Source organism: Actinoplanes sp. CA-252034 (assembly GCF_050956125.1).
GTDB lineage: Bacteria > Actinomycetota > Actinomycetes > Mycobacteriales > Micromonosporaceae > Actinoplanes.
The window spans coordinates 2,083,393-2,106,868 of the sequence record NZ_CP191846.1 but is presented as its reverse complement, the minus strand read 5'-3'; the positions used below and the strand labels follow the sequence as shown (position 1 = coordinate 2,106,868).

Here is a 23,476-nt window from a genome sequence, read left to right as displayed (position 1 = left end):
TCAGCTCCCCTGACCGGCCGCCGAAAGGTAGTCGTGGAGCACAATCCCCGGGACGAGGACGAGCGGGCCAGGCTGTCCGCCCTGAGGTCGTACGAGGTGCTCGACCGGCCCCGGCCGGCCGTTCTCGACGATCTGACCCGGTTGGCCGCGTCGATGTTCGACACCCCGATGGCCGCGGTCTCCCTGATCGACCGGGACCGGCAATGGTTCGCCGGCAGCCACGGTCTCGCCGACGAGCAGACCCCGCTCGACGTGTCGTTCTGCAAGCACATCATCCCGGCCAAACGGCCGCTGATCGTCCCGGACGCCACCCGCGACAGCCGCTTCGCCGACCTGCCGAACGTCATCGGCAAGCCGAACATCCGGTTCTACGCCGGGGCGCCGATCGTGGACGAGGACGGGCACACGCTGGGCGCCATGTGCGTCATCGACGACCGGCCCCGCGAGGTCGACGACGCCCAGGTCCGCAACCTGGTCACCTTCGCCGGGCAGGCCGCCGTGCACCTGAAGGCGATCCGCAACCGGCTGCGGATGGCCGACCTCGGCGACGAGCTGGCCCGGGCGTCGAAACGCGAGGACGACCTGGTCGCCACGATCACCCACGAGCTGCGTACGCCGGTCGCGTCGATCCAGGGCTATCTGGAGATCCTCGGCGACCAGGAGGACCTGGCGCCCTATCGGCGGCTGATCGAGCCGATCCACCGCAACGGCGAGCGGCTCGTGTCGATGGTCGACCACCTGCTCGCCGGCACCCGGCCGGCCGAGGCGCCGCTGCCCGCCCCGGTCGGGCCGGTCAGTCTGGACACCGTGGTCGCGGCGGCGGCGACCAGTTGCCGTCCGCTCGTGGCGTTGCGGGCGGAGACCGTACGGATGGAATGTGGCGCCGAGGTGCCGGTGCGCGCCGATCTCTCCCACCTGGCGCACGCCGTCGCGCAGGTGATGCGCAACGCGCTGCTGTTCACCCCTGCCGACCGTCCGATCACGATCGCCACCGGCGGCACACCGCAGCCCTGGGTGGAGGTCCGCGACGGCGGCATCGGCATCCCGGCGGCCGAGCTGCCGTACGTCTTCGATCGCTTCTACCGCGGGCGGCACGCCCGTGACGAGGCGATTCCCGGTGTCGGCCTGGGCCTGACGATCGCCCGCAACATCGTCGGGGCGCATCACGGGACGGTGACCGTGGACAGCGGCGGCGACGGCACCACGGTCCGCGTCACCCTGCCCGCCGCCGCGTAGGCCCTAGGGTGGTGGGATGGAGCAGCCCGGCGCGATGCGCGTCGACGACGTCGTGGCCGTGATCATCCAGCGGCTGGCCGAGCATCACCGGGTGGTGCCGGAGTACATCGTGCGCGACGCGATCGAGGCCGCGCTGCGCCGGCGCTCCGGCGACGACGGGCTGGTGCCGGCCGAGGTCGCCGAGGAGCTGATCACCGGGTTCTGCACCGGTGTCACGGCGGCCGAGGACGACTCGGCGACCATGCCGGCGGTGCTCAGCGGCGACGAGACCGGACGGCTGATGACCGCGCTGGGGCTGGCCGTGCACGTGGCCGCCTTCAACCTGGACCGGGACCGGCTGCACGTCGCGCAGATCCTCAACGGGGCCGCCGCCGCCATGGTGGCGCTCGGCTCGGCGGCCCGGGCCGCGTACTCCGACGGCACCTCGGCGGTGCTGCTGTCCCCGGCGACCCTGCGGACCGCCCGGACCACCGTGATCGGTGTGCTGCAGGGCATGCGGGACCGCGGCTGGCAGGCGCGGCACCTCGATCAGGCCGGCACCACGTCACTGTTCGGCGGCGTCCTCGACATGCTGGGCGCCGTCCCGCCGACCTGATCCCGGCCCGGCCCTTCAGCGGCCCGGCGCGAGAGCGGGGCCGGTCCCTTCAGCGGCCCGGCGGCGAGAGCAGGGCCGGCCCCTTCAGCGGGTCGGGGCGAGAGCGCGGGCGTACGCGGAGCGCCCGGCCGGCAGCGTGAACGACATCCGCGTGCCCCCGCCGTACGGATTGGCGCTCGCCTCGATCGTCCCGCCGTGCCGCTCCACGATCCGCTTGCAGATCGCCAGCTCCAGCCCGCTGGTGGTGGTCGAGCCCTTCTCCCGGTGGAAGTTGGTGAACACCTCGTGCCGGGTGGCCGGCGGGATGCCGAGGCTGTTGTCCAGGATGTCGATGCGCAGCAGCCCGTTCGGGGCCGGCTGGCAGGAGATCGCCAGGTACGGTGCGACGCCGGGCGCCATCATCCCCAGCGAGTTGTCGATCAGGCTCTCCAGCAGCTGGCGCAGCAGGACGGGGTCCGCCTCGACCGGGTCGAGCCGGCCCACCTCGAAGTAGGGCGGCGCGCCGCCGGTGCTGTCCGCCTGGTCGAGCCGGCTGTTGATGATGTCGCCGACGAGCAGGGCCAGGTTGATCGTCGTCGGCATCAGCTTGCCGTCACGTGCCGCGGTGTAGGCGAGCAGCCCGTTCAGGAACGTGCGCATCCGGGCGGCGGCCCGCTGGATCCGCTGCACCCGCTCGGCCGGGCGGTATCCGGCCAGTTCCTGCTCCAGCACCTCGGCCCAGCCCTCGATCGTGGTGAGCGGGTTCAGCAGGTCGTGCGCGACCCGCCCGGCGAACGACATCAGCTCGTCGCGGTGCCGGCGGTCGGCGGTGACGTCGTGGAAGACCACCACCACGTGGTTCGGGCCGGCGCCGAGCGCGAGCCGGGCGGCGTTGAACCGGACCACCCGTCCCTCCGGCACCGCAGCGTTACGCACCAGGACGTCCATCGGCTGGACCTCCTGGCCGGCCAGGACCCGTACGTGCGGCAGCTCGCCGTCGGTCAGCGGCGTCCCGTCGGGCTGGAAGAACCCGTGGTTGCTGCCGAGCGCCACCTCGCCGGTGACCGCCGGGACCGAGCCGAGCAGGCGGCCCGCGGCCGGGTTGCGCAGCACGAGACGGCCGGTGTGGTCGAGGATGGCGAGCCCCTCGGTCATCGAGTCGACCACCGTGGTCATCATGGTGGCCTTGTCGGTGGCCTCCTGCTCGGAGACTCGCAGGCGCCGGATCAGGCTGTCGCGTTCGTCGCGGCTGATCGCGAGGGCGAGGCCGACGCAGGCGAGGATGCCGGCGTAGAGCTGGATCAGCACGGCCCGTAGCTCGACGTCGGCGACCACCGCGTACGGGCCGTCGCCGCCCACCGTCCAGAGCAGGGCCGCGCTGTCGAGGACGACCGCGTGCAGGACCACGACGGGAGTGGGGAACCTGATCGCCGCCCACACGGTCAGGGGGATCAGCACGAACCCGATCGGCAGCTCCGCCTGGCTGCTGAACACCGCCCAGTAGGCGGCGACCGAGACGGCGAAGACGATCAGGCCCTCCGGCGCGTACGGCCGCCACGATCGGGGCGGTGCGCCGGTCGCGGGGCCGGCCAGCAGGCGGACGGCCGTGCCGAAGACCAGAATGGCGACCGCGTCCCGGAGGAACAGGGCGGCGGCGCCGGTGACCGTGAACGTCCGCTCACCGTCGAGCAGCAGGTGACCGACGGTCCGCGGCACGTTGGCGGCCAGTGAGGCGAAGCCGGCGCAGGACAGCAGTCTCCAGAGGTCGGGCAGGCTCGACAGCGGCCGGCCGCCGTCGGCGGAGGGCCGCAGGCCGGGCAGGCGGCGGTCCACCGCGAAGACGAAGGCGACCGCGCCGATCACCGCCACCAGCCCCTCCAGCAGGGCGATGCCGGGGCCGGTGCCGGTGAGGGCGAACCCGGCCGCGGTGAACAGGCCGACGGCGCCCGTGGCGGCCCACCGCCAACGGGACTCCGCGCTCGTCACCAGCCACATCGCCGCGATGCCGAAGGCGGGCCAGAGCATCGGCTCGCCGGAGTCGCCGAACGTCGTCCCGGCACAGGCCACCACGGCGGTCAGGTGGAGCACCGCATAGACGACGACGGGCGGTACGGCCATCGGAAGTCTCATCGGCTCGCCTCGTATCAGGATGTGACCTTTTCACCCTTCTTGTCGGCACATGTGGGACACGGCTTAGCCGAAGATATATACGTTTCGATATCTGGTTGTTAACAGCCGTCACGAATACGCTCAGCGCGGAGCTGTCGAGCGATGGGCATCTATCCCTGTGCTCGCCGCCGGCAGGCGCGAGAGAGGAAGATCATGGCGATTCGACACAGCAGCGGCCGCACCCTGGCCGCCGGCCTGTTCGCACTGGCGACGGCGGTCGTCGCGACGGGAACCCCGGCCGCGGCAGCGCCCGTCACCGGCCAGATCCGGCTCGCCGGCACCGCGGACGCGGTCCCCGGAAGCTACATCGTCGTTCTGAAGTCCGGCGCCCAGGAGGCCGGGCTCACCAAGGCCTACGGCGGCGCGGTCAAGCGCAGCTTCGGCAAGGCCATCAACGGGTACGAGGCCAGCCTGACCGAGGCGCAGGCCAGACGGCTGGCCGCCAACAGCCGGGTCGAGTACGTCGAGCAGAACCAGGTGATCACCCTGGCCGCGACACAGACCAACGCGACCTGGGGAATCGACCGCATCGACCAGCGGGCGCGGCCGCTCAGCACCACCTACACGTACCCGGTCACCGCCTCCAACGTCACCGCCTACATCATCGACACCGGCATCCTCTACAGCCACAGCCAGTTCGGCGGGCGGGCCACGGCCGGCTACGACGCCGTCGGCAGCGGCGCGGTCGACTGCAACGGCCACGGCACCCATGTGGCGGGCACGGTCGGCGGATCCACGTACGGCGTGGCCAAAGCCGTCAAGCTGGTCGGCGTCCGGGTGCTCAACTGCTCCGGCTCCGGCACCACGGCCGGCGTCATCGCGGGCGTCAACTGGGTGACCAGCAACGCGGTCAAGCCGGCGGTCGCCAACATGAGCCTCGGTGGCGGCGCCAGCACCTCGATCGACACGGCCGTCCGCAACTCGATCGCGTCCGGTGTCACGTACGCGGTCGCGGCCGGCAACTCCAACGCCAACGCCGCGAACTACTCGCCGGCCCGGGTCGCCACCGCCATCACGGTCGGCTCCACCACCAACACCGACGCGCGGTCCAGCTTCTCCAACTACGGCAGCACGCTGGACATCTTCGCGCCCGGCTCGTCGATCACGTCGGCCTGGTACACCAGCAGCAGCGCCACCAACACGATCAGCGGCACCTCGATGGCGTCCCCGCACGTCGCCGGTGCGGCCGCGCTCGTGCTGTCCCGCAACCCCGGCTACACCCCGGCCCAGGTCTCCTCGGCCCTCACCACCAACGCCACCACCGGCGTGGTGACCAGCCCGGGCTCCGGCTCCCCGAACCGGCTGCTCTTCGTCGTCCAGTGATCGCGTGAAAGGCCGGGGACGACCGTCCCCGGCCTTTTGTGACAGCTCCGGCCCGTGATGATGCTCGCGGCCTGAGCAGGACTTTCGTACCGCGTTCCTCGGTTGTGACGGATGTGACGAGGAGCGTGATCGACATGATCGAGCAGGCACGGCACCGGGTCGTCGTGATCGGAGCGGGCTTCGGCGGCAAGTACGCCGCCAAGGCGCTGCGGACGGCCCCGGCCGACATCACCGTGATCAACGGAACCAACCACCACGTCTTCGAGCCTCTCATCTACCAGGTCGCCACCGGCGTCCTCTCCCCCGGCGAGGTCGCCACCCCGGTGCGCGAGATCTTCCGGCGGCAGCCCGACACGGAGGTGCTGCTCGGCTGGGTCACCGATGTGGACACCGACGGGCGGACCGTGACCGCCACCGCGCCCGGCGGACTGCCGTACCAGGTCCCCTACGACACCCTCATCGTGGCGGCCGGGACCGCCCAGTCGTACTTCGGCCAGGACCGCTTCGCCGAGCACACCATCAGTCTGAAGACCATCGACGACGCGGTCGAGCTGCGCTCCCGCATCCTCACCGCCTTCGAGATGGCCGAGCTCGCCACCGACCCGGCCGAGCAGGCCCGCTGGCTGACCTTCGCCATCGTCGGCGCCGGGCCCACCGGCGTCGAACTGGCCGGGCAGATCGCCGAGATCGCGCGCCGCACCCTGCCCGGCGAGTACCGGCGCATCGACCCGGCGCGGGCCCGCATCGTCCTGATCGACGCGGCCGACCGCGTCCTGCCCGCCTTCAGCGCGGGCTCGTCCGCGGCCGCGGCCCGGCGGCTCCGCCGGCTGGGCGTCGAGATCCACGTGAACACGCTGGTCACCGACGTCGACGCGGCCGGCGTGCGGATGACCCCGGCGCCGCCGGCCCCGGTCGCGGAGGAGCGCATCGACGCGATGACCCGGGTGTGGAGCGCCGGCGTCGCCGCCCCCGCGCTCGCCGCGCGGATCGCCACGGCCACCGGGGCGCCCACCGACCGGTCCGGCCGGATCCTGGTCGAACCGGACCTGACCGTCCCCGGGCACCCGGAGATCTTCGTGATCGGCGACCTGATGGCCCTGGACGGACTGCCCGGCGTCGCGCAGGTCGCCATCCAGAGCGGCGGCTATGCCGGGCGGGTCATCCGGCGCCGCCTCGCCGGCAAGCCGGCCGGCAAACCGTTCCACTACTTCGACAAGGGCGACATCGCGACGGTGTCCCGGTTCGCCGCGGTCGCCGACCTCCGAGGGGTACGCCTCAGCGGCCTCGCGGGCTGGCTCCTCTGGCTCGTCGTGCACTGGGCCTACCTGCCGCGCGGCCGCAACCGGGCGAGCTCCCTGATCCGCTGGGCGGTCACGTTCCTGGGCCGTCGCCGTCCGGAACGCGCCGTCACCGCCCGCCAGGCCGGCTTCCCCGTGCCGCCGCCGGCACCCGCCACGCCCGCACCCGCCACCGCCACGCCCGCACCCGCCACCGCCACGCCCGCATCAGCCACCGCCACGGCCGCGCCGCGCCAACCGGTCACCTCGGCCGCTTTGCCCCGCTGAGCGGCCGGTCGCCGAACCCCTGTCCGGTCATCGGGCGGGGGTTGAGCGGGACCGGCGGATCCGGCCCGGCGGGCGCGGGTCGGTGGTGAGCCGCAGCCCCGTCACGGGGTGGGGCCGGGTGGTGGGTGGATGCGGTCGGGGAGGGGTGGACCGTACCGAATCGAAACCCGGCGGCAACCCGCGTTTGTCTGGGGAGAGAGGGGTCCGGGCCGATTGCTCGGGTCACCTCGGCGGTGGATCACCGCCGGCCTCGAGAACCGGAGACACCATGACCGCCATGATGGAACTCGCGCCCGTTCTCCCCCGCACCGCCGCCGGGCCCATGGTGCTCGTGGTCGACGACGACGAGGACGTGCGTGACCTGGTGACGTTCAAGCTGCAGATGGCCGGGTACCGGACGGTGACGGCAGCCGACGGGTGCACGGCGCTGACGCTCGTCAACGAGATGCGGCCGGATCTGGTGGTGCTGGACATCGCGATGCCGGGGATGGACGGGCTGAGCGTCTGCTACCGGATGCACGCCGATCCGGCCACCGCCGAGATCCCGGTGATCATGTTGAGCGGGATGGCCAGCACGACCGACATCGATCTGGCGTACGTCACCGGCGCCGAGGAGTGCATGGCGAAGCCGGTGAACGTCGGCGATCTGGTACGGCGGGTGAGCTGGCTGCTGCCACGGCGGCCGTGAGATCGGTCTCAGCCCGGCCACCGAGACCCCGATAAGGCAGGGGTGAGAGGGAAGCGGGCGGTCATCAGCGCACTGGTGGCGGCGGTGGGGTGCGCGGTGACGCTGAGCGTCAGCGTCGCGCTCAAGCGGCACGAGGCCGCCAACGGCGAGGTCCAGATGGATCGCCGCACCGCCTCCGCCGCCGAGGCGGTGCGCACCGAGACGCAGCGCTACGTCGACACGCTGATCACCACGGCGGCCGCGGTGGGGGCCCAGGAGGTGCTCACCCGCTCCGAGTACGCGGCCCTGACCCGGCCTCTGAAGTCGATGAAGCTGGCCGGCGCGAGCACGATCGCGTTCATCGTGCCGGCCGCTGACGGCGAGGTCGCCAAGGTGCAGGAGCTGTGGCGGCAGCGTGGTGCGCCGGATCTCCTTCTCCAACCGAACGGCACCGGCGATCACGCCTTCACGATCTATCTGACGACGCTGGACGGCACATCGATCGATCCGGGCCTCGACCTGACGAAGGCCGAGGCGCCGGCCGCGGCGATCGACGACGCGCGCCGCAGTGGCAAGGTGGCCGTCTCGGACACGTACCAGCTGCTGGTCGATGCCAAGGTGCCGCCGGAGCGACGGCAGAGCTCGTTCGTTCTCGCGGCCCCGGTCTACCAGGGTGAGCAGCGGCGGTTCCTGGGCTGGGTGGTGCTCGGCGTCCGCGGGCAGGACTTCATGGGCGCCACCCTGGAGCGGGCCGGGCAGAACCTGCTGGACCTGACGCTGCAGGCCGACGACGCGGAACGGCGGGAGGTCGCCGTCGCCACGCTGCGGGCACCGGTCGAGGGCGAGCGCGACCTCCGCCGATCGGTCGTCGTCCCGGTCGCCGAGAGCAGCAGCTGGACGCTGCATCTGGCCGCGGTCAGCGACCGGCTGCCGGGCGCGGCCAGCGGACTGCCGGCGGCCGTTCTCGGGGGCGGACTGTGCCTGACCCTGCTGCTGACGTTGCTGATCCGGGTGCTGGTGGCGGGCCGGGAGCGTGCCGAGGAGCGGGTGCGGCAGGCGACCGAGGAACTGCTGGCCGGCGAGGAGGCGTCACGCCGCCAGGCGGAGCTGTTGCTGGCCGTGATGGACGGGATCAGCGACGGGGTGGGCGTGGTCGGGCCGGACGGGCGGTATCTGCTGCACAATCCGGCGGCCCGTCGGATCCTCGGCCGGAACGAGGGTGCGCGGGGGCCGGGTGGCTGGGCGGACCAGTTCGGGCTGTACCTGCTGGACGGGGTCACCGAGTACCCGGTGGACGAACTGCCGCTGACACGGGCGCTGAACGGGGTGAGCAGCGACCAGGTCGAGATGCTGGTACGCAACCCGGAGCAAACGGAGGGCCGGGTGATCAGCGTGTCGGCCCGGCCGATCGAGACCACGGCCGGGGAGCACGGGGCGGTCGCCGTCTTCCACGACATCACCGACCGCAAGCACGTGGAGAACGAGCTGCGCGGATTCGCCGGTGTGGTGGCCCACGACCTGAAGGCGCCGCTCTCCGCGGTGCGCGGGTATGCGGAGCTGATCGTCGAGGCGCTGGCCGACCCGGACCCGGCGGCCGTGGAGGACGCGCTGCGCAGCGCCGGCAAGGTGATGGCCGGCGCGGACCGGATGCACACGCTGATCATGGAGTTGCTGGACTACACGGCGGCGCGGGACGCGACGATGCGGGTCGAGGACGTGGGCCTGCGGGAACTGGTCGACGACGTGGTGACGGCCCGCACCGACGCGCCGGGGTCGCCGGGCTGCCGGCCGGACGTCTTCGTCGGGGCGCTGCCGCGGGTCCGGGGCGACCGGGTGCTGCTGCGGCAGGTGCTGGACAACCTGCTGGGCAACGCGATCAAGTACACCCCGCCGGGTCAGTCGCCGCGGATCGACGTGACGGCCCGGGTGGACGACGCGGGCCTGGTGCGGGTGCAGGTGGCGGACCGGGGCATCGGCATCCCGGACGGCGAGCACGCCGCGGTCTTCGACAGCTTCCATCGGGCGAGCAACGGCACGGCGATGCCCGGCACCGGGCTCGGCCTGGCCATCTGCCGCCGGATCGTCGAGCGGCACGGCGGTCACATCGATGCTCTGCCCAACCCGGGCGGGGGAACGATCTTCATCCTCACGGTCCCCGCGGCGGCCGCCGAACAGGCGCTGTGTGAGAACGTGCACATATTCTAGTTCACCCCCTTGATCGATAGGAGATGGCGCACATATATTCCTGCCCATGCCCGTGGTTCTGCATTGGTTCCTGCCCACGACCGGTGACAGCCGGTCCATCGTGGGCGTCGACGATCGTGGCGGGCGCAGCACGCACACCGACGGCGCCGCGCTGCGCGAGCCGGACATCGAGTATCTGATCGACGTCGCCCGCGCCGCCGAGCGCACCGGGTTCACCGGAGTGCTCACCCCGACCGGCACCTGGTGCGAGGACGCCTGGCTGACCACAGCGGCGATCACCCGGGAGACCAGCACGCTCAAGTTCCTGGTCGCGTTCCGCCCCGGCTCGCTCTCCCCCACCCTGGCCGCCCAGATGGCCGCCAGCTTCCAGCGGATCTCCCGCGGCCGGCTGATGCTCAACATCGTCACCGGCAGCGACGCGGCCGAGCAGCGCCGCTTCGGCGACTGGCTCGGCAAGGACGAGCGGTACGCACGCACCGACGAGTTCCTGACCGTGCTGCGCGGCGCCTGGAACGGGCCGTTCGACTTCGAGGGCGAGCACTTCCACGTCGCCGGGGCACTCGCGCCACGCCAGTTCAAGAAGCCACCGATCTACTTCGGAGGCTCGTCGAAGGCCGCGCTCGACGTCGCCACCAACCACGCCGAGGTCTACCTGACCTGGGGAGAGCCGCCCGCCGCCGTGGCCGGGAAGATCGCCGCCCTGCGGGAGCTGGGCTACCGGGGACGATTCGGCATCCGGCTGCACGTCATCACCCGGGACACCGCGAAGCAGGCCTGGGCCGAGGCGGACGCGCTGCTCGACGCCCTCACTCCGGAGCAGATCACGAAGGCACAGGCCTCCCTGCGCCAGGCCGACTCGGTCGGCCAGCAGCGCATGCTCGCGCTGCACGGCGGAACACGGGACGGCCTAGAGATTTACCCTAATCTATGGGCTGGGGTCGGCCTCGTCCGCCCCGGCGCCGGAACAGCCCTGGTCGGCAGCCACACCGAGGTCGCCGACCGGATAGCCGAATACCACGACCTCGGCATCGACGAGTTCATCCTCTCCGGATACCCCCATCTCGAGGAGGCGTACCACGCCGGCGAGGGCCTGCTGCCCGAGCTGCGGCGTCGCGGCCTCCTGTCAGGAGCACTCGAGAAATGACCACTTATAACCGCCGTGATCTGCTGAGACTCGCCGCCGGAGCGGGGGCGGCCTCGGTCCTGGCCGCCTGCGCCGGGCCCGGGGGCGACTCGTCGCCGTCCTCGAAATCGTCGAGTGAGCTCTCCTTCGCCCACTGGCGTGCGGAGGACAAGGCCGTCTTCGAGCAGATCGTCGCCGACTTCCAGAAGTCGAAGAACATCACCGTCAAGCAGGACATCTCCCCGTCCAACGACTACCAGAGCACCGCGCTGCAGAAGCTGCGCGGCGCCGCGATCGGCGACGCGTTCACCGCCTTCCGGGGCGCCCAGTTCCTCGACATCGCCAAGGCCGGCGTCTCCACCGACCTCACCGGGCAGAGCTGGCTGCAGAACTACGAGCCGTCGCTGATCACCGCGGGCGCCACCGGCGGCAAGCAGCTCGGCGTGCCGTACCAACTGGTCTTCAACACCCCGCTGGCCAACACCGACCTGATCGGCAAGGCCGGGCTCGGCGAGGCCCCGAAGGACTGGCAGGGCTTCCTCGCCCTGGCCGACAAGCTGAAGAGCCAGGGCGTCGCGCCGATCGCCTGGCCCGGCGGCGACGCCGCCAACGCCGGCCAGCTGCTCAACGTGCTGGTGGTCAACAACGCGCCGGCCGACGACGCGCTCGGCAAGATCGAGACGGGCGAGCACAAGGTCACCGACGACTGGTTCCTCACGGTCCTCAAGCAGTACGCCGAACTGCGCCCGTACTTCCAGGACAACGCGACCGGCACCGGCAGCGACGCCGCGCTCGCCCTCTTCGCCCAGGGGAAGGCCGCCCTGCTGGCCACCGGCTCGTTCCAGGTCGCCGGTGTCCGCAAGCTCGGCGCGACCTTCCCGATCGACCTGCTCGCGCCGATCACCACCACCGCCGACAAGGCCAGGTACGAGGGTGTCTTCAACGCCACCTTCATCCTCGGCGTCAACGCGGCATCGTCGAAGAAGGACGCGGCGCAGTCCTGGCTGGCCCACCTGTCCGACCCGGCCGTGGCGGGCGTCTACGCCAACGGCACCGCCCAGCACGTGACCGTCAAGGGCGTCGAGTACACCAACGCCGACCTCAAGGCGCTCGCGCCGTGGCTGACCAAGAAGACCGCCCTGGCCCCGCGCTTCCAGTTCACCAACCTGGACGTCCGCGGCGCCGTGGAGAACGCCACCGTGCAGGTGGCCGGCGGCAAGAGCCCGGAGCAGGCCGCCGAAGAGGCCCAGAAGGTCATCGACCAGAAGAAGAAGTAGTGAAGTTCAAGCTCTTCCTCTTCGCGGTTCCCGCGCTGGCCCTGTACGGCGGGTTCTTCCTGCTTCCCGCGGTGCAGGGCCTGCGGTACGCGACCACCGACTGGGACGGGTACAGCTCCACGTTCAACGACGTGGGGCTCGCCAACCTGGGCGAGGTCGTGTCCAACGACGACCTGTTCCGCAACGCGCTCACCAACAACCTCAAGTTCATGCTGGCCGTGGTGGTGGGACAGACCGCCCTGGCGCTGCTGCTCGCGGTGCTCCTGGCCGTACGCAGCCGGGCCTCGACGTTCTTGCGGGCCCTGTTCTTTCTCCCGACCGTGCTGTCGTCGGTGTCGGTGGCGTTCATCTGGAAGTTCGTCTACGACCCGAACTTCGGGCTGGCCAACGCCGTGCTGGACGCGGTCGGGCTGGGCACGCTGAAGTCCGCCTACCTGGGGAACGAGGACACCGCGATCCTCTGGGTGGCGGTGGCGCAGGTCTGGTTCCACGCCGGGCAGATGATGATCATCTACATCGCCGGGATCAACCAGATCCCCCAGGAGCTGTACGACGCGGCGCAGACCGACGGCGCCGGGCGCTGGCAGCAGTTCCGGCACGTCACCTGGCCCATGGTGGCGCCCGCGACGACGCTGGTGATCGCCTACACCACACTGCAGTCGTTCAAGGCGTTCGACCTGATCCTGGGCCTCGCCGGGAACCCTCCGCGGTCCGGCCTGGACGTGCTCGCCACCCGCATCTACACCACGTTCGCGAACTCGCAGCTCGGCTACGCCGCGGCCGAGTCGATCGTGTTCATGGTGGCGATCGCGCTGGCCACCTATCTGCAGAACCGAGCCGCGAGGATGGCACACGGATGAGCCGGCGCCTGATTCTGGCGGTCTACACACTGCTGATCACGGTCCCGATCCTGGTGATCGTCGGAGGGAGCCTCAAGACGACCCGGGAGTTGTTCGCCTCGCCGTTCGGGCTGCCGGCGAACCCGACACTGGACAACTACGCCACCGTGCTCAGCGAGCAGGAGCTGCTGCGGGTCCTCGGCAACAGCGCCCTGGTGGTGTCGGTGTCCGTGCCGGTGACGCTGCTGCTGGGCAGCCTGGTCGCGTTCGCCGTCGCCCGCCTGCCGAAGTGGCCGTCGGCGCTGCTCTTCGGGGTGTTCGCGATCGGCCTGGCGGTCCCGGCGCAGGCGATCATGATCCCGCAGTACGTGCAGTTCGACCGGCTCGGCCTGCGTAACAGCCTGACCGGGCTGATCCTCGTCGACGTGGTGGTGACCCTGCCGGTGGCGGTGTTCATCCTGGCCGGGTTCATGCGCACGCTGCCGCCCGAGCTCTACGAGGCGGCCGAGATCGACGGGGCCGGGCCGTGGGCCACATTCCGGCGCATCGCGGTGCCGGTGTCGTACCCGAGCCTCGCCGCCACCGCGATCTTCCTGCTCGTCATGCACTGGAACGACCTGCTCTACCCACTGCTGTTCATCGACGACCCGGAGAAGCGGACCCTGCCGCTGGCGTTGCTCGACTTCCAGGGCGAATACCTCACCGACTACCCGCTGCTGTTCACCGGCGTGGTGGTCGCGTCGCTGCCGATGGTCCTGGCGTACGCGTTCCTGCAACGGCACTTCGTCGCCGGGATCACGGCCGGGGCGGTCAAGGGCTGACCGGGCGCGCACCGGACGTTCACGGGAAGTTGGGGCTGATCGTCCGGTGGGCGGGCGGGCCGGCGCCTAGGCTGATCGCTCCGCAGCCGCGCCCGGGAGTCCGTCATCAGCGTCGTCACCGCACCGAGCCCCGTCATGACCTCCCCCCGGCCGGCCGGGCGGCCGCTGCGGTATCTCGTGTGGACGCTTCCGCCGCTACTGACGGCGATCCTCGGCGGATGGCGGCTGACCGGGGCCTCCCTCTGGGCCGACGAGCTCGCCACGTGGGGCGCGGTCCGGCTCGACTGGGCGCACCTGTGGCGCCTCGGAGGCTCGGTGGACGCGGTCGTCACCCCGTACTACGCGGCCCTCAAGGTCTTCACCGGGATCGCCGGGACCGGCACGCCCGCGCTGCGCCTGCCCTCCCTGATCGCCGCCGTCCTCACCGCCGTGGTCGTCGCCGAGCTGGGCCGGCGCGCCGCCGGGGACACGGTCGGGCTGCTCGCCGGGCTGCTGTGGGCGGTGCTGCCGGTCGCCTCCCGCTACGGGCAGGAGGCCCGGCCGTACGCGATCGCCGTGCTCTTCGCCGCCCTCGCCCTCCTCGCGCTGATCCGCCTCCTCGACCGGCCGGGCGCCGGGCGTGCCGCGGTCTACGCGGCCGCCCTCGCCGCCACCGGCCTCGTCCATCCGCTCAGTGGGCTGCTCGTGGTCGCCGGACACGCCCTCGTCGGCCGATCCGCCTGGCGCGCATGGCTGCCCGCCGCCGTGGCCGGCAGCCTGCCCGCGGTCGCGCTGCTGCTGTACGCCACCTCCCAGACCGCGCAGATCTCCTGGATCAGCCGGGTCGGCGAGCAGACGCTGCGGGTGCTGCCCGGGCAGCTCTTCGTCTCCGCGATCGCCGGCGGCATGGTGCTCGCCCTCGCCGTCGCCGGACTGCGCCGCGACCGCATCGGCTGGGCCCTGGCCGCGGCCGGATTCGGGCCGCCCGTGCTGCTGCTCGCCGCCGGGACCGTCACCGAGATCTGGGTCGCCCGGTACGTGCTCGTCGCCATGCCGGCACTGGTCGTCCTGGCCGCCCGCGGCGCCGGATCGCGGACCGCGGCGGTCATCGGGCTCGTCGCGCTCCTCGGCTATCCGGCCCAGGTCGACATCCGCGAACCGGCCGGGCACGGACAGGACTCGGCGCGGATCGCCCAGGTCATCCCACCCCGCTACCGGGAAGGCGACGTCGCCGTCTTTCCCGACCGGCACCCCAGCATCGGGTGGGCGGCCCGGGACGTCTGGGCCCGCTACCTGCGGGAGCCCCGGCCCGCGGACGTGCTGGCCGTCTCGGGGCAGCGGGCCGACGGCCGGCTTCTCGCCGCCGAGTGCCCGGACGCCTCCTGCCTCGGGGAGCCTGCCCGGATCTGGGTCATCCGCGTCGACTCGCCGGCCGATCCGCTGGCGGACATGTCAGCCGCCAAGCGCGAGCGGATCGCCACGGGGTACCGGGTGGTGCAGCGATGGAGCTATCCGCTGCTCGGTATCACGCTGATGGAACGCACCCGCCGGTAGCCGACGGCGGTTGCACGGCGGGGCCGGGTGGTGGGCCGCCGGGGTTCTCGACGATCAGGTCCGCCGTCTCGCGGACCTGATCGGCCGCGTAGAACGCGTCCTCCTGCCGGGCCCAGCGCGCCCAATGCGGGGCGTAGGTCTCCCCATCGCGGGCGAGGGCGCGCCGCTTACGCACCGCGGTCGGGGCGTCGACCCACACGACCCCGCAGAGGTACGGCCGGAGCACCCGCCCACCGGAGCCGACCCCCTCGACGACCAGCCAGTCCGCGTCGGGAACCGGGTGTTCCTCGGCGTAGGCGCCCGCGGCCCAGTCGAAGCGGCGCCACCCGGCCGGCCGGCCTTCGGCGAGCGGCTCGAGCACCCGGGAGCGCAGCTCTTCGACGCCTTCGCGGAGGCCGTCCCATCCGGCGTACAGGTCGTCCATGTGGATCAGCGGCGCACCGAGGCGCCCGGCGACGGCCCGGGCCAGCGTGGTCTTGCCCGCCCCGGAGCGCCCCTCGACGGCCAGCACCCGGCGGCCGTTCGGCGGGGCGAGACGGTCCCGTGCCCAGGTGAGCACCTCGGTCAGGGCGCCGGCGGGCCAGGGCGGGTGGATGATCGGCGCGTCTCGATCGGGACTCGTGGGTCGGTGGGCCACACCACCAGTCTGACCACTCACTCAGCGTGATCAACCGGTGTCCCGCCGGGATCGGGCTCCGGAGGAATGCCGCCGTTACTCACCGGAGTCGCGGAACGGGTGTTTCAGAGGCGACCGGGCTCACAGATTCGCCATCGACAGGACCCGCAATCCACAGGCTCACCACAGGAATGTCCGCCACGCTTCGCCATTCCCCCCGTACCTAGGAGCCGATCGCGTGGAGCCCACGACCAGCACCGACGTCAGCATCGTCATACCGACGCACAGCGAGAAGCGCTGGGCTTCGCTCACCAGGACGATCGCCTCCGCCCATGTCCAGACGCACCCGGCGGCCGAGGTGGTGGTCGTGGTGGACCACAACCCGGCGATGGCCACCCGGGTGCGGGCCGAGTTCCCGGACGTCACGGTCCTGGAGAACGCGTACGCCCGAGGCGCCTCCGGCAACCGCAACACCGGCGCCTTCCACACCCGTACGCCGTTCATCGCGTTCCTCGACGACGACACGGTGGCCAGCCCGCACTGGCTGTCCGGGCAGCTCGCGCCGTTCGCCGACCCGTCGGTGGTCGGCACCGGCGGCGGCATCATCCCGGCGTGGGCGCGGACCCGCCCCACGTGGATGCCGGACGAGCTGCTCTGGGCGGTCGGGGTGTCGTACACCGGCATGCCGACGCGTACCGCCCCGATCCGCAACGTGTGGTCGGCCAACATGATCGTGCGGCGTGAGGCGTTCCTCGCGGTCGGCGGCTTCCGTGCCGGGTTCGGCAAGGTGGGCGACCAGAACCGGCCCGAGGACACCGAGCTGTGCCTGCGGATGAGCGCGACCGCCGGCGGTCGGTGGATGTACGTCCCGGGCGCCACCATCGACCACGAGGTGCCGGCCGAGCGGTCGACGTTCGGGTTCCTGATGCGGCGCTGCTACGCCGAGGGCCGGGGCAAGGTGCAGATGGCCGGGCTGATGCCGAAGAACCAGGAGCTCGGAGCGGAGAAGGACTACCTGCGGCGTACGCTGCCGCGCGCGGTGGCCCGCAACCTGGCCGACGCCGGCACCGGCCGCGGCATGTATCACGCGCTGCGTGCGGCGACCGTGGTCGCGGCGGTGGCGGCTGCCGCGTGGGGCGGCGGCGTCGAGACGCTGGCCGCGGTCTTCGAGGGCACCACGGCCGGCGACGTCCATTGACCGGTGCGGTCGTCACCGCGACCGGCGACGTCCGCTGACGGCTGCGAGCTACACCGTGCGTTCCAGACGGATCTGGACCCACTTGGAGGTGGGGGTGCCGCTCTCGTCGGCCTGCGAGTCGAGTGGCACCAGCGGGTTGGTCTCCGGATAGTAGGCGGCCACGCAGCCCTTGGGCGTGTCGTACTCGACGAGGCGGAACCGGTCGGCCCGCCGCTCCGACCCGTCGGCCCACTCGGAGACCAGGTCGACCAAGTCGCCGTCGGCGAAGCCCAGCTCGGCCAGGTCGGCGGCGTTGATGAACACCACCCGGCGGCCGGACCTGATCCCCCGGTACCGGTCGTCGAGCCCGTAGATGGTGGTGTTGAACTGGTCGTGGCTGCGCAGCGTCTGCAGGACGAGCCGGCCCTCCGGGACGGTCATCACCTCGAGCGGGCTTACCGTGAAGACGGCCTTGCCCTCGGCTGTCGGGAAGGTCCGCGAGTCGCGCGGCGGATGCGGCATGGTGAACCCGCCGGCCCGGATCTTGGCGGCGTAGTCGTCGCAGCCGGGGACCACCCGGCCGATCCGTTCCCGGATCTGCTCGTAGTCGGCGGCGAACCCGTCCCACGGGATGCCGTGCCGGTCGCCGAGCGCGGCGGCGGCGATCCCGCAGACGATGTCGATCTCGGAGCGCAGCAGGGGCCCGGCCGGCTCGGACCGGCCACGCGAGGCGTGGACCGCGGACATCGAGTCCTCCACGGTGATCCGCTGCACCCGGCCGCCGGTCAGGTCCTGCTCGGTGCGGCCCAGGGTGGGCAGGATCAGCGCGGTACGGCCGGCCTCCACATGGCTGCGGTTGAGTTTGGTGGACACCTGGACGGTCAGGTCGGCGGCACGCATCGACGCGGCGGTGACCTCGGTGTCGGACATGGCGCTCACGAAGTTGCCGCCGAGCGCGATGAACACCTTGGCCCGCCCGTCCCGGAACGCCCGGACCGTGTCGACCGCGTCGTGGCCGTGCTCACGCGGCGGCTCGAACCCGAACTCGTCACGCAGCCGGTCCAGGAAGAGCGCCGACGGCCGCTCCCAGATGCCCATGCTCCGGTCACCCTGCACGTTGGAGTGCCCCCGGACCGGGCAGAGGCCCGCGCCGGGCTTGCCGATCATGCCCTGGAGGAGGGCGACGTTGACGAACTCCTTGATCGTGGCGACGGCGTTGCGGTGCTGGGTGATGCCCATCGCCCAGCAGTGCACGATGCGCTGCGCGCCGGCCAGCATGTCGGCCGCGGCCTCGATCTCGGCCCAGGTCAGCCCGGTGGCGGCGAGCACCTCGGCCCGGTCGATCTCGGCGACGTGCGCGGCCCACGCCTCGAACCCGACCGTGGACGTGCCGATGAACTCCTCGTCGGCCACGCCCTTGCGCAGCAGCAGGTGGCCGATCGCCTGCCAGAGGGCCAGGTCGCCGTTGGAGCGGATCCGCAGCAGCCGGTCGGCCAGCGGGGTGCCCCGGCCGGCCAGCCCGCGCGGTCTCTGCGGGTTGTCGAAGCGGAGCAGGCCGGCCTCCGGCAGCGGGTTGATCGCCAGGATCTTCGCGCCGTCGCGCTTGGCGATCTCCAGCGCGGTGAGCATGCGCGGGTGGTTGGTGCCCGGGTTCTGCCCGGAGACCACGATCAGGTCGGCCTGGTGCAGGTCGTCGAGGGTGACCGAGCCCTTGCCGATGCCGATGGTGCGCACCAGGGCGGTGCCGGTGGACTCGTGACACATGTTCGAGCAGTCCGGCAGGTTGTTGGTGCCGAACGCGCGGGCCAGCAGCTGGTAGACGAACGCCGCCTCGTTGCTGGCCCGGCCGGAGGTGTAGAAGGCCGCCTCGTCCGGGCTGTCCAGAGCCTGGAGATGGGCGCCGATCAGTGCGAACGCCTCGTCCCAGGAGATCGGCTCGTAGTGGCCGCCGCCGTCGCGCCGGACCATCGGGTGCGTCAGCCGGCCCTGTTTCTCCAGCCAGTGATCGGTGCGCGTGGCCAGGTCGGCGATCGAGTGCCGGGCGAAGAACTCCGGGCCCACGGTGTCGCGCTGGCCCTCCCAGGAGACCGCCTTCGCCCCGTTCTCACAGAACTCGGCGGTGTGCCGGCGGCCGGAGGGGTCGGGCCAGGCGCAGCTCATGCAGTCGACGCCGTCGTGCTGGTTGAGCACGGCCAGGTTGCGGGCGGTCTTGCGGACGCCCATCTTGCGGACGGCATCGGCCAGACTCAACCGCACCGCCTCGAGCCCGGCCGCGTGATCGGCCGGCGGCCCCACCCGCAGGTTGGCCTCTTCGTCGTCGAGAGCCGGCATCGGACCTCCCCAGGTCGCCGAGATTCGATTCCAGTCTCCCTCGCCGGATCTCCGCGACGGCAGGCGGTGTCGGCGGGCTGGCGGCGAGGATCTGCCGGCGCGGTGGTCGCGCAGCTCGGCGAGGGTCAGCCGGCGCCGTGGTCGCGCAGCTCGGCGAGGGTCAGCCGGCGCCGTGGTCGCGCAGCTCGGCGAGGGTCTCCGGGGCGGGCCAGTCGTCGACGCGGTAGCGGGCCGGGGCCAGCAGCGGCTCCGGCACGAGACCGGCCCGGTCCTCGGCGACGTGCCAGGGGACGCGGAACTCGACGCCGCCGTCCGGCCGGGCGAAGGCGATCGAGTCGGCCCGGGGCAGCAGGGCGCTCACCCCGGCCGGCCAGGTGGCGATGGTCTCGGCCGGTCCGCCGCCGGGTGGCTCGACGGCGATCAGGCTGCCGATGTGCGTGTCGACGCCGGCCTTCGCGTACTGGGTGGACAGCCACTCGGTCTGGTTGGAGTACTCGGTGAGGGCCAGGACCGCGGCGGCCCGGCGGGCGGCGGCGTGGTGCGGGTGGCCGGGCGGCGGAGCGTACGGCACGGAACGCCCGTCCGGCCCGGCGACATACCCGACCGGGGACAGGTAACGGATCGCCTCGCCGAAGCCGTGCTCGACGACCGCGTAGATCTGCTCGATTCCGGTCTCCGGCAGCGGCGCCACCAGCAGGGTGTTGTTGTCCGGCACGAAGGCGATGACCGGCCCGCCCATCCGCTCCCCCGCCTCGGCCAGCCAGCCCGGCGACAGCAGCAGCGAGGTGAAGTAGCCGTCGCCGTCGTCGAGCAGGCTGATCGCCGAGCCGCCACGCCACTCCCGGTCCAGGCTGTCCCGGGCGATCGCGGCCAGGTTGGCACGGGCCACCGCGAACACCTCGTCGACGTCGACGCCCCACTCCTCGATCCGGTCCGGGAGGATGTAGGCCATCGCGTCGGGGGCGTCGACGACGACCAGCTCGCGCAGGAACGGCATCGCCGGGCGGGACAGCGGCGGGCGCATCCCGGCCGGGCCGGCGACGCCGAACGTCACCGGGCGCACCACGGGGCGCAGCTTCGGGCGTACCGTCTCCCAGCTGTCCTCCGGCATCGGCGTCATGAGCCGCAACAGTTTCTCGAGCCGCTCCCGGCGCTCGGCCGGGGAGGCGCCGGCCGTCTCGCGGTAGACGTTCGCGAGGTAGAGGTGGGCGGGACCGTCGGCTCCGGCCCGGTGGATCGAGATGGCGAAATCGTCCGCCTGATAGACCGCGCGCTCCACACCCGGGGTGCGCCGGGCCACCCGGAGAGCGAGCTGGGCGAAGCGGCGGCGCGGCGAACCGGCGAACCTGTCCAGCAATCCCATTGGAGGACCCTAGCGAACTTCCGGCCCGGCCATCGGGCCACGGGTGCGGCGCCCCCGGAAAGCGCGGGGTTCTCTCCGGAGCCGAAGTAAACTAAGTTCACTTCGGCTCCGGAGAGAACCAGCCCCCGACGAAGGGACCCAGAGATGACGAAGAAGCCGCTGACCGCCGCGAGCACCGTCGGCGAGTGGCTGGACCATCCGGAGGGTGGGCCGGCCCTGGGCGGGCTGCTCGCCGCCGGTGGCGCGGACCCGTCGATGCTGGCGCCGGTCCGCGGCCTCCCGTTGCAGCAGATGGTCGAGCTCAGCCAGGGGAAGATGCCGCAGCCGGTGATCGACGAGCTGGTCCTGCGGGTCAACGGCGGGGTCGCTCCCGAGGCGGTCGAGGAGTCCGGCTGGAAGGAGCAGATCGTCCCCGGCCGGTTCCTCGGCCGGACGGTGATCGTGACCGGCGCGGCCTCCGGGATCGGCCGGGCCACCGCCTCCCGCATCGTCCGCGAGGGCGGCCGGGTGATCGGCGTCGACATCACCGCCGACAAGCTGACCGAGGCCGGGGCCGAGCTGGGCGACTCGTTCGTCGCGGTGGCCGCCGACATCACCCGGGCCGACGACATCGACCGGGTGATGGCCGCGGCCGGCGACCGGATCGACGGGCTGGCCAACGTGGCCGGGGTGGTCGACGACTTCAGCCCGATCCACGAGACGTCGGACGCGGTGTGGGAGAAGGTGTTCGCCGTGAACGTCGACGGGCTCTTCCGGCTCACCCGCGCGGTGGTCCCGGCCATGCTGGCGGCCGGTCGCGGCGCGATCGTGAACATCGCCTCCGAGGCGGGGCTGCGCGGCAACGCGGCGGGCGTCGCCTACACGGCGTCGAAGCACGCGGTCATCGGCATCACCAGGAACATCGCCTTCATGTACGGCCGGGACGGCATCCGTACCAACGCGGTCGCGCCCGGTGGGGTCGCCACGGGAATGGCGCCGGTGGGCCAGTCGGAGTTCGGCCGCGGGCGGACCGGCCCGTTCCTGCAGCTCATCCCCGGGGTGGCGCAGGCCGCCCACCTGGCCGCGTCGATCACCTTCCTACTGAGCGACGACGGCGTGAACCTCAACGGGGTGGTGCTGCCGTCGGACGGTGGCTGGTCGGTCCAGTAGGGCCGGTCAGGGCCTGCTGCAGCAGCGCGCCGTAGTGGGCGATCAGCTCGCCACGGTCCGCCGACACCAGGCCCTCGTCCTCCACAACCCACAGGGCGTAGAGCAGCCCCCCGACCAGCGCCGCGGCGATCCGGGCCCGGACGTCGGCATCCGGGCCGGAGAGCCGGGCCCGCACCGGCTCGACGAAGGTGCGCTCGTGGATGGCCTGAAGCCGGACCTTGATCTGTGCCTCGTTGCTGCCCCGGACCAGCGCCAGGTAGACCCCGCGGATGTCGTCGTCGGTGAGCACGACCTGGATGAACCGCTCGCCGAACCGCTCCAGCGGGACGTCGAGCAGCGGCTCGTCGTCGATGGTGAACTGCATGGTGTCGAGGAAGAGCAGCTCCTTGGTGCCGAAGTGACGGATCACCAGCGCCGGGTTCGTCACCGCCTGGGCCGCGATGTCCCGAACCGAGGTCCGCGCGAAACCACGCTCCCGGAACAGACGAGCCGCCGCGGCACGAATCTCCCCGCGAGTCGCCTCGCCACTGCGCCTGACCATGCCACCGATCGTAGGCCGGGTGGCGTCCCACCGATCCGTCCAGGCCTCTCCCGCCACATCCGTGTGGCCCCGAGGGGCCAAAGCGGACCCGGTCCGAGTTACTTCGCACGAACTTCGCCCCGCTTTCCGGACGTCGTGCTCAGCTATGCGGGACACAAGCGACTTAACGGAAAGGTCAGACATGCGAAAATCGACTCGGGGACTGATCACCGCGTGCGCCGGTCTCGCTGCGGGAGCCACGTTCGGAGCCATGCCCGCGATGGCCGACCCGGGCTGGTGGCCGCCCGGGCACGTGCTCGGCTACTACAACACCATGGGCGACTGCAACGGGTACGCGAACTCGATGGTCCTGATGAATGCCGACTACGACTGTGACTTCTACTCGCAGAGGGTCGCCAGCCCCTACGTGCTGGTGATCCAGAGACCGGTGCGGATCGTCCAGCAACCCGTGGTGGACTACGAGCCCGCGCCGGTGGTGGAGCAGCCGGCGCCCGTCGTGGAGGAGCCGGCGCCCGTGGCCGAGGAGCCCGCGCCCGTCGCCGAGGAGCCCGCGCCGGTGGCCGAGGAGCCCGCGCCCGTCGCCGAGGAGCCCGCGCCCGTCGCCGAGGAGCCGAGCGGCACGGCTCTCGCCGACAAGCCGGCCAAGGCCCACAAGAAGCACAAGGCCCACAAGGCGCACAAGGCCGACAAGCAGGGCCAGGCCCAGGCGCAGAACGACGACCAGGGCACCGCGCAGGACCAGGGTCAGGCCATGGCCGACGAGCCCGGCTACGCCCAGCAGCCGTGCGTCACCGTGGCGTCGGCGTGCAACGGCGCCGGCGTCCTGACGACTGCGCCGGTGCAGGTCGTGCCGGTCGGCGGCCCGGTCATCGTCAACAGCTACAGCGGCGGTGGCTACTACGGCGGATACGCCGGATACGCCGGCTACGGGGGCTGGCACCACCCCTGGCACTGAGCCGAATCGAAC

The 23,476-nt window shown here is 72.0% G+C and carries 19 protein-coding genes; 14 read left to right on the top strand and 5 right to left on the bottom strand.

The window, feature by feature from the left end; genetic code table 11:
- Nucleotides 1–33 precede the first annotated feature (33 nt).
- Both ACQPZW_RS09670 and ACQPZW_RS09665 read left to right on the top strand, forming a co-directional pair.
- Complete coding sequence (locus tag ACQPZW_RS09670; RefSeq protein ID WP_433794481.1) at nucleotides 34–1,236, top strand: GAF domain-containing sensor histidine kinase; 1,203 nt, start codon at nucleotides 34–36, stop codon at nucleotides 1,234–1,236.
- Nucleotides 1,237–1,252: 16 nt separating this feature from the next.
- The gene (locus tag ACQPZW_RS09665; RefSeq protein ID WP_433794479.1) at nucleotides 1,253–1,831 is read left to right on the top strand and encodes a hypothetical protein; all 579 of its coding nucleotides are present in this window, start codon (nucleotides 1,253–1,255) and stop codon (nucleotides 1,829–1,831) included.
- Nucleotides 1,832–1,915: 84 nt separating this feature from the next.
- On the opposite strand, the gene ACQPZW_RS09660 is transcribed toward ACQPZW_RS09665, so the two are convergent.
- Nucleotides 1,916–3,940 (bottom strand): ATP-binding protein, encoded by a 2,025-nt coding sequence (locus tag ACQPZW_RS09660; RefSeq protein ID WP_433794478.1) that lies wholly within the window; start codon nucleotides 3,938–3,940, stop codon nucleotides 1,916–1,918.
- Between the two features lie 192 nt (nucleotides 3,941–4,132).
- On the opposite strand from ACQPZW_RS09660, the gene ACQPZW_RS09655 reads away from it, so the two are divergent.
- The 9 genes from ACQPZW_RS09655 (at nucleotide 4,133) to ACQPZW_RS09615 (ending at nucleotide 15,332) form a co-directional block, all read left to right on the top strand.
- A complete protein-coding gene (locus ACQPZW_RS09655; protein WP_433794477.1) occupies nucleotides 4,133–5,302 on the top strand; it encodes a S8 family peptidase in 1,170 nt (389 codons plus the stop codon).
- Between the two features lie 134 nt (nucleotides 5,303–5,436).
- Nucleotides 5,437–6,867 (top strand): NAD(P)/FAD-dependent oxidoreductase, encoded by a 1,431-nt coding sequence (locus ACQPZW_RS09650; protein ID WP_433794476.1) that lies wholly within the window; start codon nucleotides 5,437–5,439, stop codon nucleotides 6,865–6,867.
- 277 nt (nucleotides 6,868–7,144) lie between these two features.
- Nucleotides 7,145–7,555: a response regulator transcription factor gene (locus tag ACQPZW_RS09645; RefSeq protein WP_433794475.1), complete on the top strand. Its 411-nt coding sequence runs from the start codon at nucleotides 7,145–7,147 to the stop codon at nucleotides 7,553–7,555.
- Nucleotides 7,556–7,597: 42 nt separating this feature from the next.
- Nucleotides 7,598–9,739, top strand: coding sequence for an ATP-binding protein (locus ACQPZW_RS09640; protein WP_433794474.1), 2,142 nt, complete (start codon nucleotides 7,598–7,600; stop codon nucleotides 9,737–9,739).
- Nucleotides 9,740–9,785: 46 nt separating this feature from the next.
- Nucleotides 9,786–10,883, top strand: coding sequence for an LLM class flavin-dependent oxidoreductase (locus ACQPZW_RS09635; RefSeq protein WP_433794473.1), 1,098 nt, complete (start codon nucleotides 9,786–9,788; stop codon nucleotides 10,881–10,883).
- A complete protein-coding gene (locus ACQPZW_RS09630; protein WP_433794472.1) occupies nucleotides 10,880–12,139 on the top strand; it encodes an ABC transporter substrate-binding protein in 1,260 nt (419 codons plus the stop codon). The genes ACQPZW_RS09635 and ACQPZW_RS09630 overlap by 4 nt, the downstream gene beginning before the upstream one ends.
- Complete coding sequence (locus tag ACQPZW_RS09625) at nucleotides 12,139–12,999, top strand: carbohydrate ABC transporter permease (protein ID WP_433794471.1); 861 nt, start codon at nucleotides 12,139–12,141, stop codon at nucleotides 12,997–12,999. Before ACQPZW_RS09630 ends, ACQPZW_RS09625 begins: the two co-directional genes overlap by 1 nt.
- On the top strand, nucleotides 12,996–13,799 hold the full coding sequence (locus tag ACQPZW_RS09620) for a carbohydrate ABC transporter permease (RefSeq protein ID WP_433794470.1): 804 nt from the start codon (nucleotides 12,996–12,998) through the stop codon (nucleotides 13,797–13,799). The genes ACQPZW_RS09625 and ACQPZW_RS09620 overlap by 4 nt, the downstream gene beginning before the upstream one ends.
- A 135-nt stretch (nucleotides 13,800–13,934) precedes the next feature.
- Nucleotides 13,935–15,332, top strand: a complete 1,398-nt coding sequence (locus ACQPZW_RS09615; RefSeq protein ID WP_433794469.1) for a glycosyltransferase family 39 protein — start codon at nucleotides 13,935–13,937, stop codon at nucleotides 15,330–15,332.
- Here ACQPZW_RS09615 and ACQPZW_RS09610 read toward each other — a convergent pair.
- Nucleotides 15,304–15,969 (bottom strand): dephospho-CoA kinase, encoded by a 666-nt coding sequence (locus ACQPZW_RS09610; protein ID WP_433794468.1) that lies wholly within the window; start codon nucleotides 15,967–15,969, stop codon nucleotides 15,304–15,306. The genes ACQPZW_RS09615 and ACQPZW_RS09610 overlap by 29 nt on opposite strands.
- Before the next feature lie 217 nt (nucleotides 15,970–16,186).
- On the opposite strand from ACQPZW_RS09610, the gene ACQPZW_RS09605 reads away from it, so the two are divergent.
- Nucleotides 16,187–17,146 (top strand): glycosyltransferase family 2 protein, encoded by a 960-nt coding sequence (locus tag ACQPZW_RS09605; protein ID WP_433794467.1) that lies wholly within the window; start codon nucleotides 16,187–16,189, stop codon nucleotides 17,144–17,146.
- A 48-nt stretch (nucleotides 17,147–17,194) separates the two neighbouring features.
- Here the strand turns inward: ACQPZW_RS09605 and ACQPZW_RS09600 are convergent, their stop codons facing one another.
- The gene (locus ACQPZW_RS09600; RefSeq protein ID WP_433794466.1) at nucleotides 17,195–19,456 is read right to left on the bottom strand and encodes an FdhF/YdeP family oxidoreductase; all 2,262 of its coding nucleotides are present in this window, start codon (nucleotides 19,454–19,456) and stop codon (nucleotides 17,195–17,197) included.
- A 160-nt stretch (nucleotides 19,457–19,616) separates the two neighbouring features.
- The gene (locus ACQPZW_RS09595; protein WP_433794465.1) at nucleotides 19,617–20,819 is read right to left on the bottom strand and encodes a hypothetical protein; all 1,203 of its coding nucleotides are present in this window, start codon (nucleotides 20,817–20,819) and stop codon (nucleotides 19,617–19,619) included.
- Between the two features lie 144 nt (nucleotides 20,820–20,963).
- Here ACQPZW_RS09595 and ACQPZW_RS09590 point away from each other — a divergent pair, with 144 nt between their 5' ends.
- On the top strand, nucleotides 20,964–21,968 hold the full coding sequence (locus ACQPZW_RS09590) for an SDR family NAD(P)-dependent oxidoreductase (protein WP_433794464.1): 1,005 nt from the start codon (nucleotides 20,964–20,966) through the stop codon (nucleotides 21,966–21,968).
- On the opposite strand, the gene ACQPZW_RS09585 is transcribed toward ACQPZW_RS09590, so the two are convergent.
- Nucleotides 21,922–22,509, bottom strand: coding sequence for a TetR family transcriptional regulator (locus tag ACQPZW_RS09585; protein ID WP_433794463.1), 588 nt, complete (start codon nucleotides 22,507–22,509; stop codon nucleotides 21,922–21,924). The genes ACQPZW_RS09590 and ACQPZW_RS09585 overlap by 47 nt on opposite strands.
- A 181-nt stretch (nucleotides 22,510–22,690) precedes the next feature.
- On the opposite strand from ACQPZW_RS09585, the gene ACQPZW_RS09580 reads away from it, so the two are divergent.
- Nucleotides 22,691–23,464, top strand: a complete 774-nt coding sequence (locus ACQPZW_RS09580) for a hypothetical protein (protein ID WP_433794462.1) — start codon at nucleotides 22,691–22,693, stop codon at nucleotides 23,462–23,464.
- The last annotated feature ends 12 nt before the right edge of the window (nucleotides 23,465–23,476 follow it).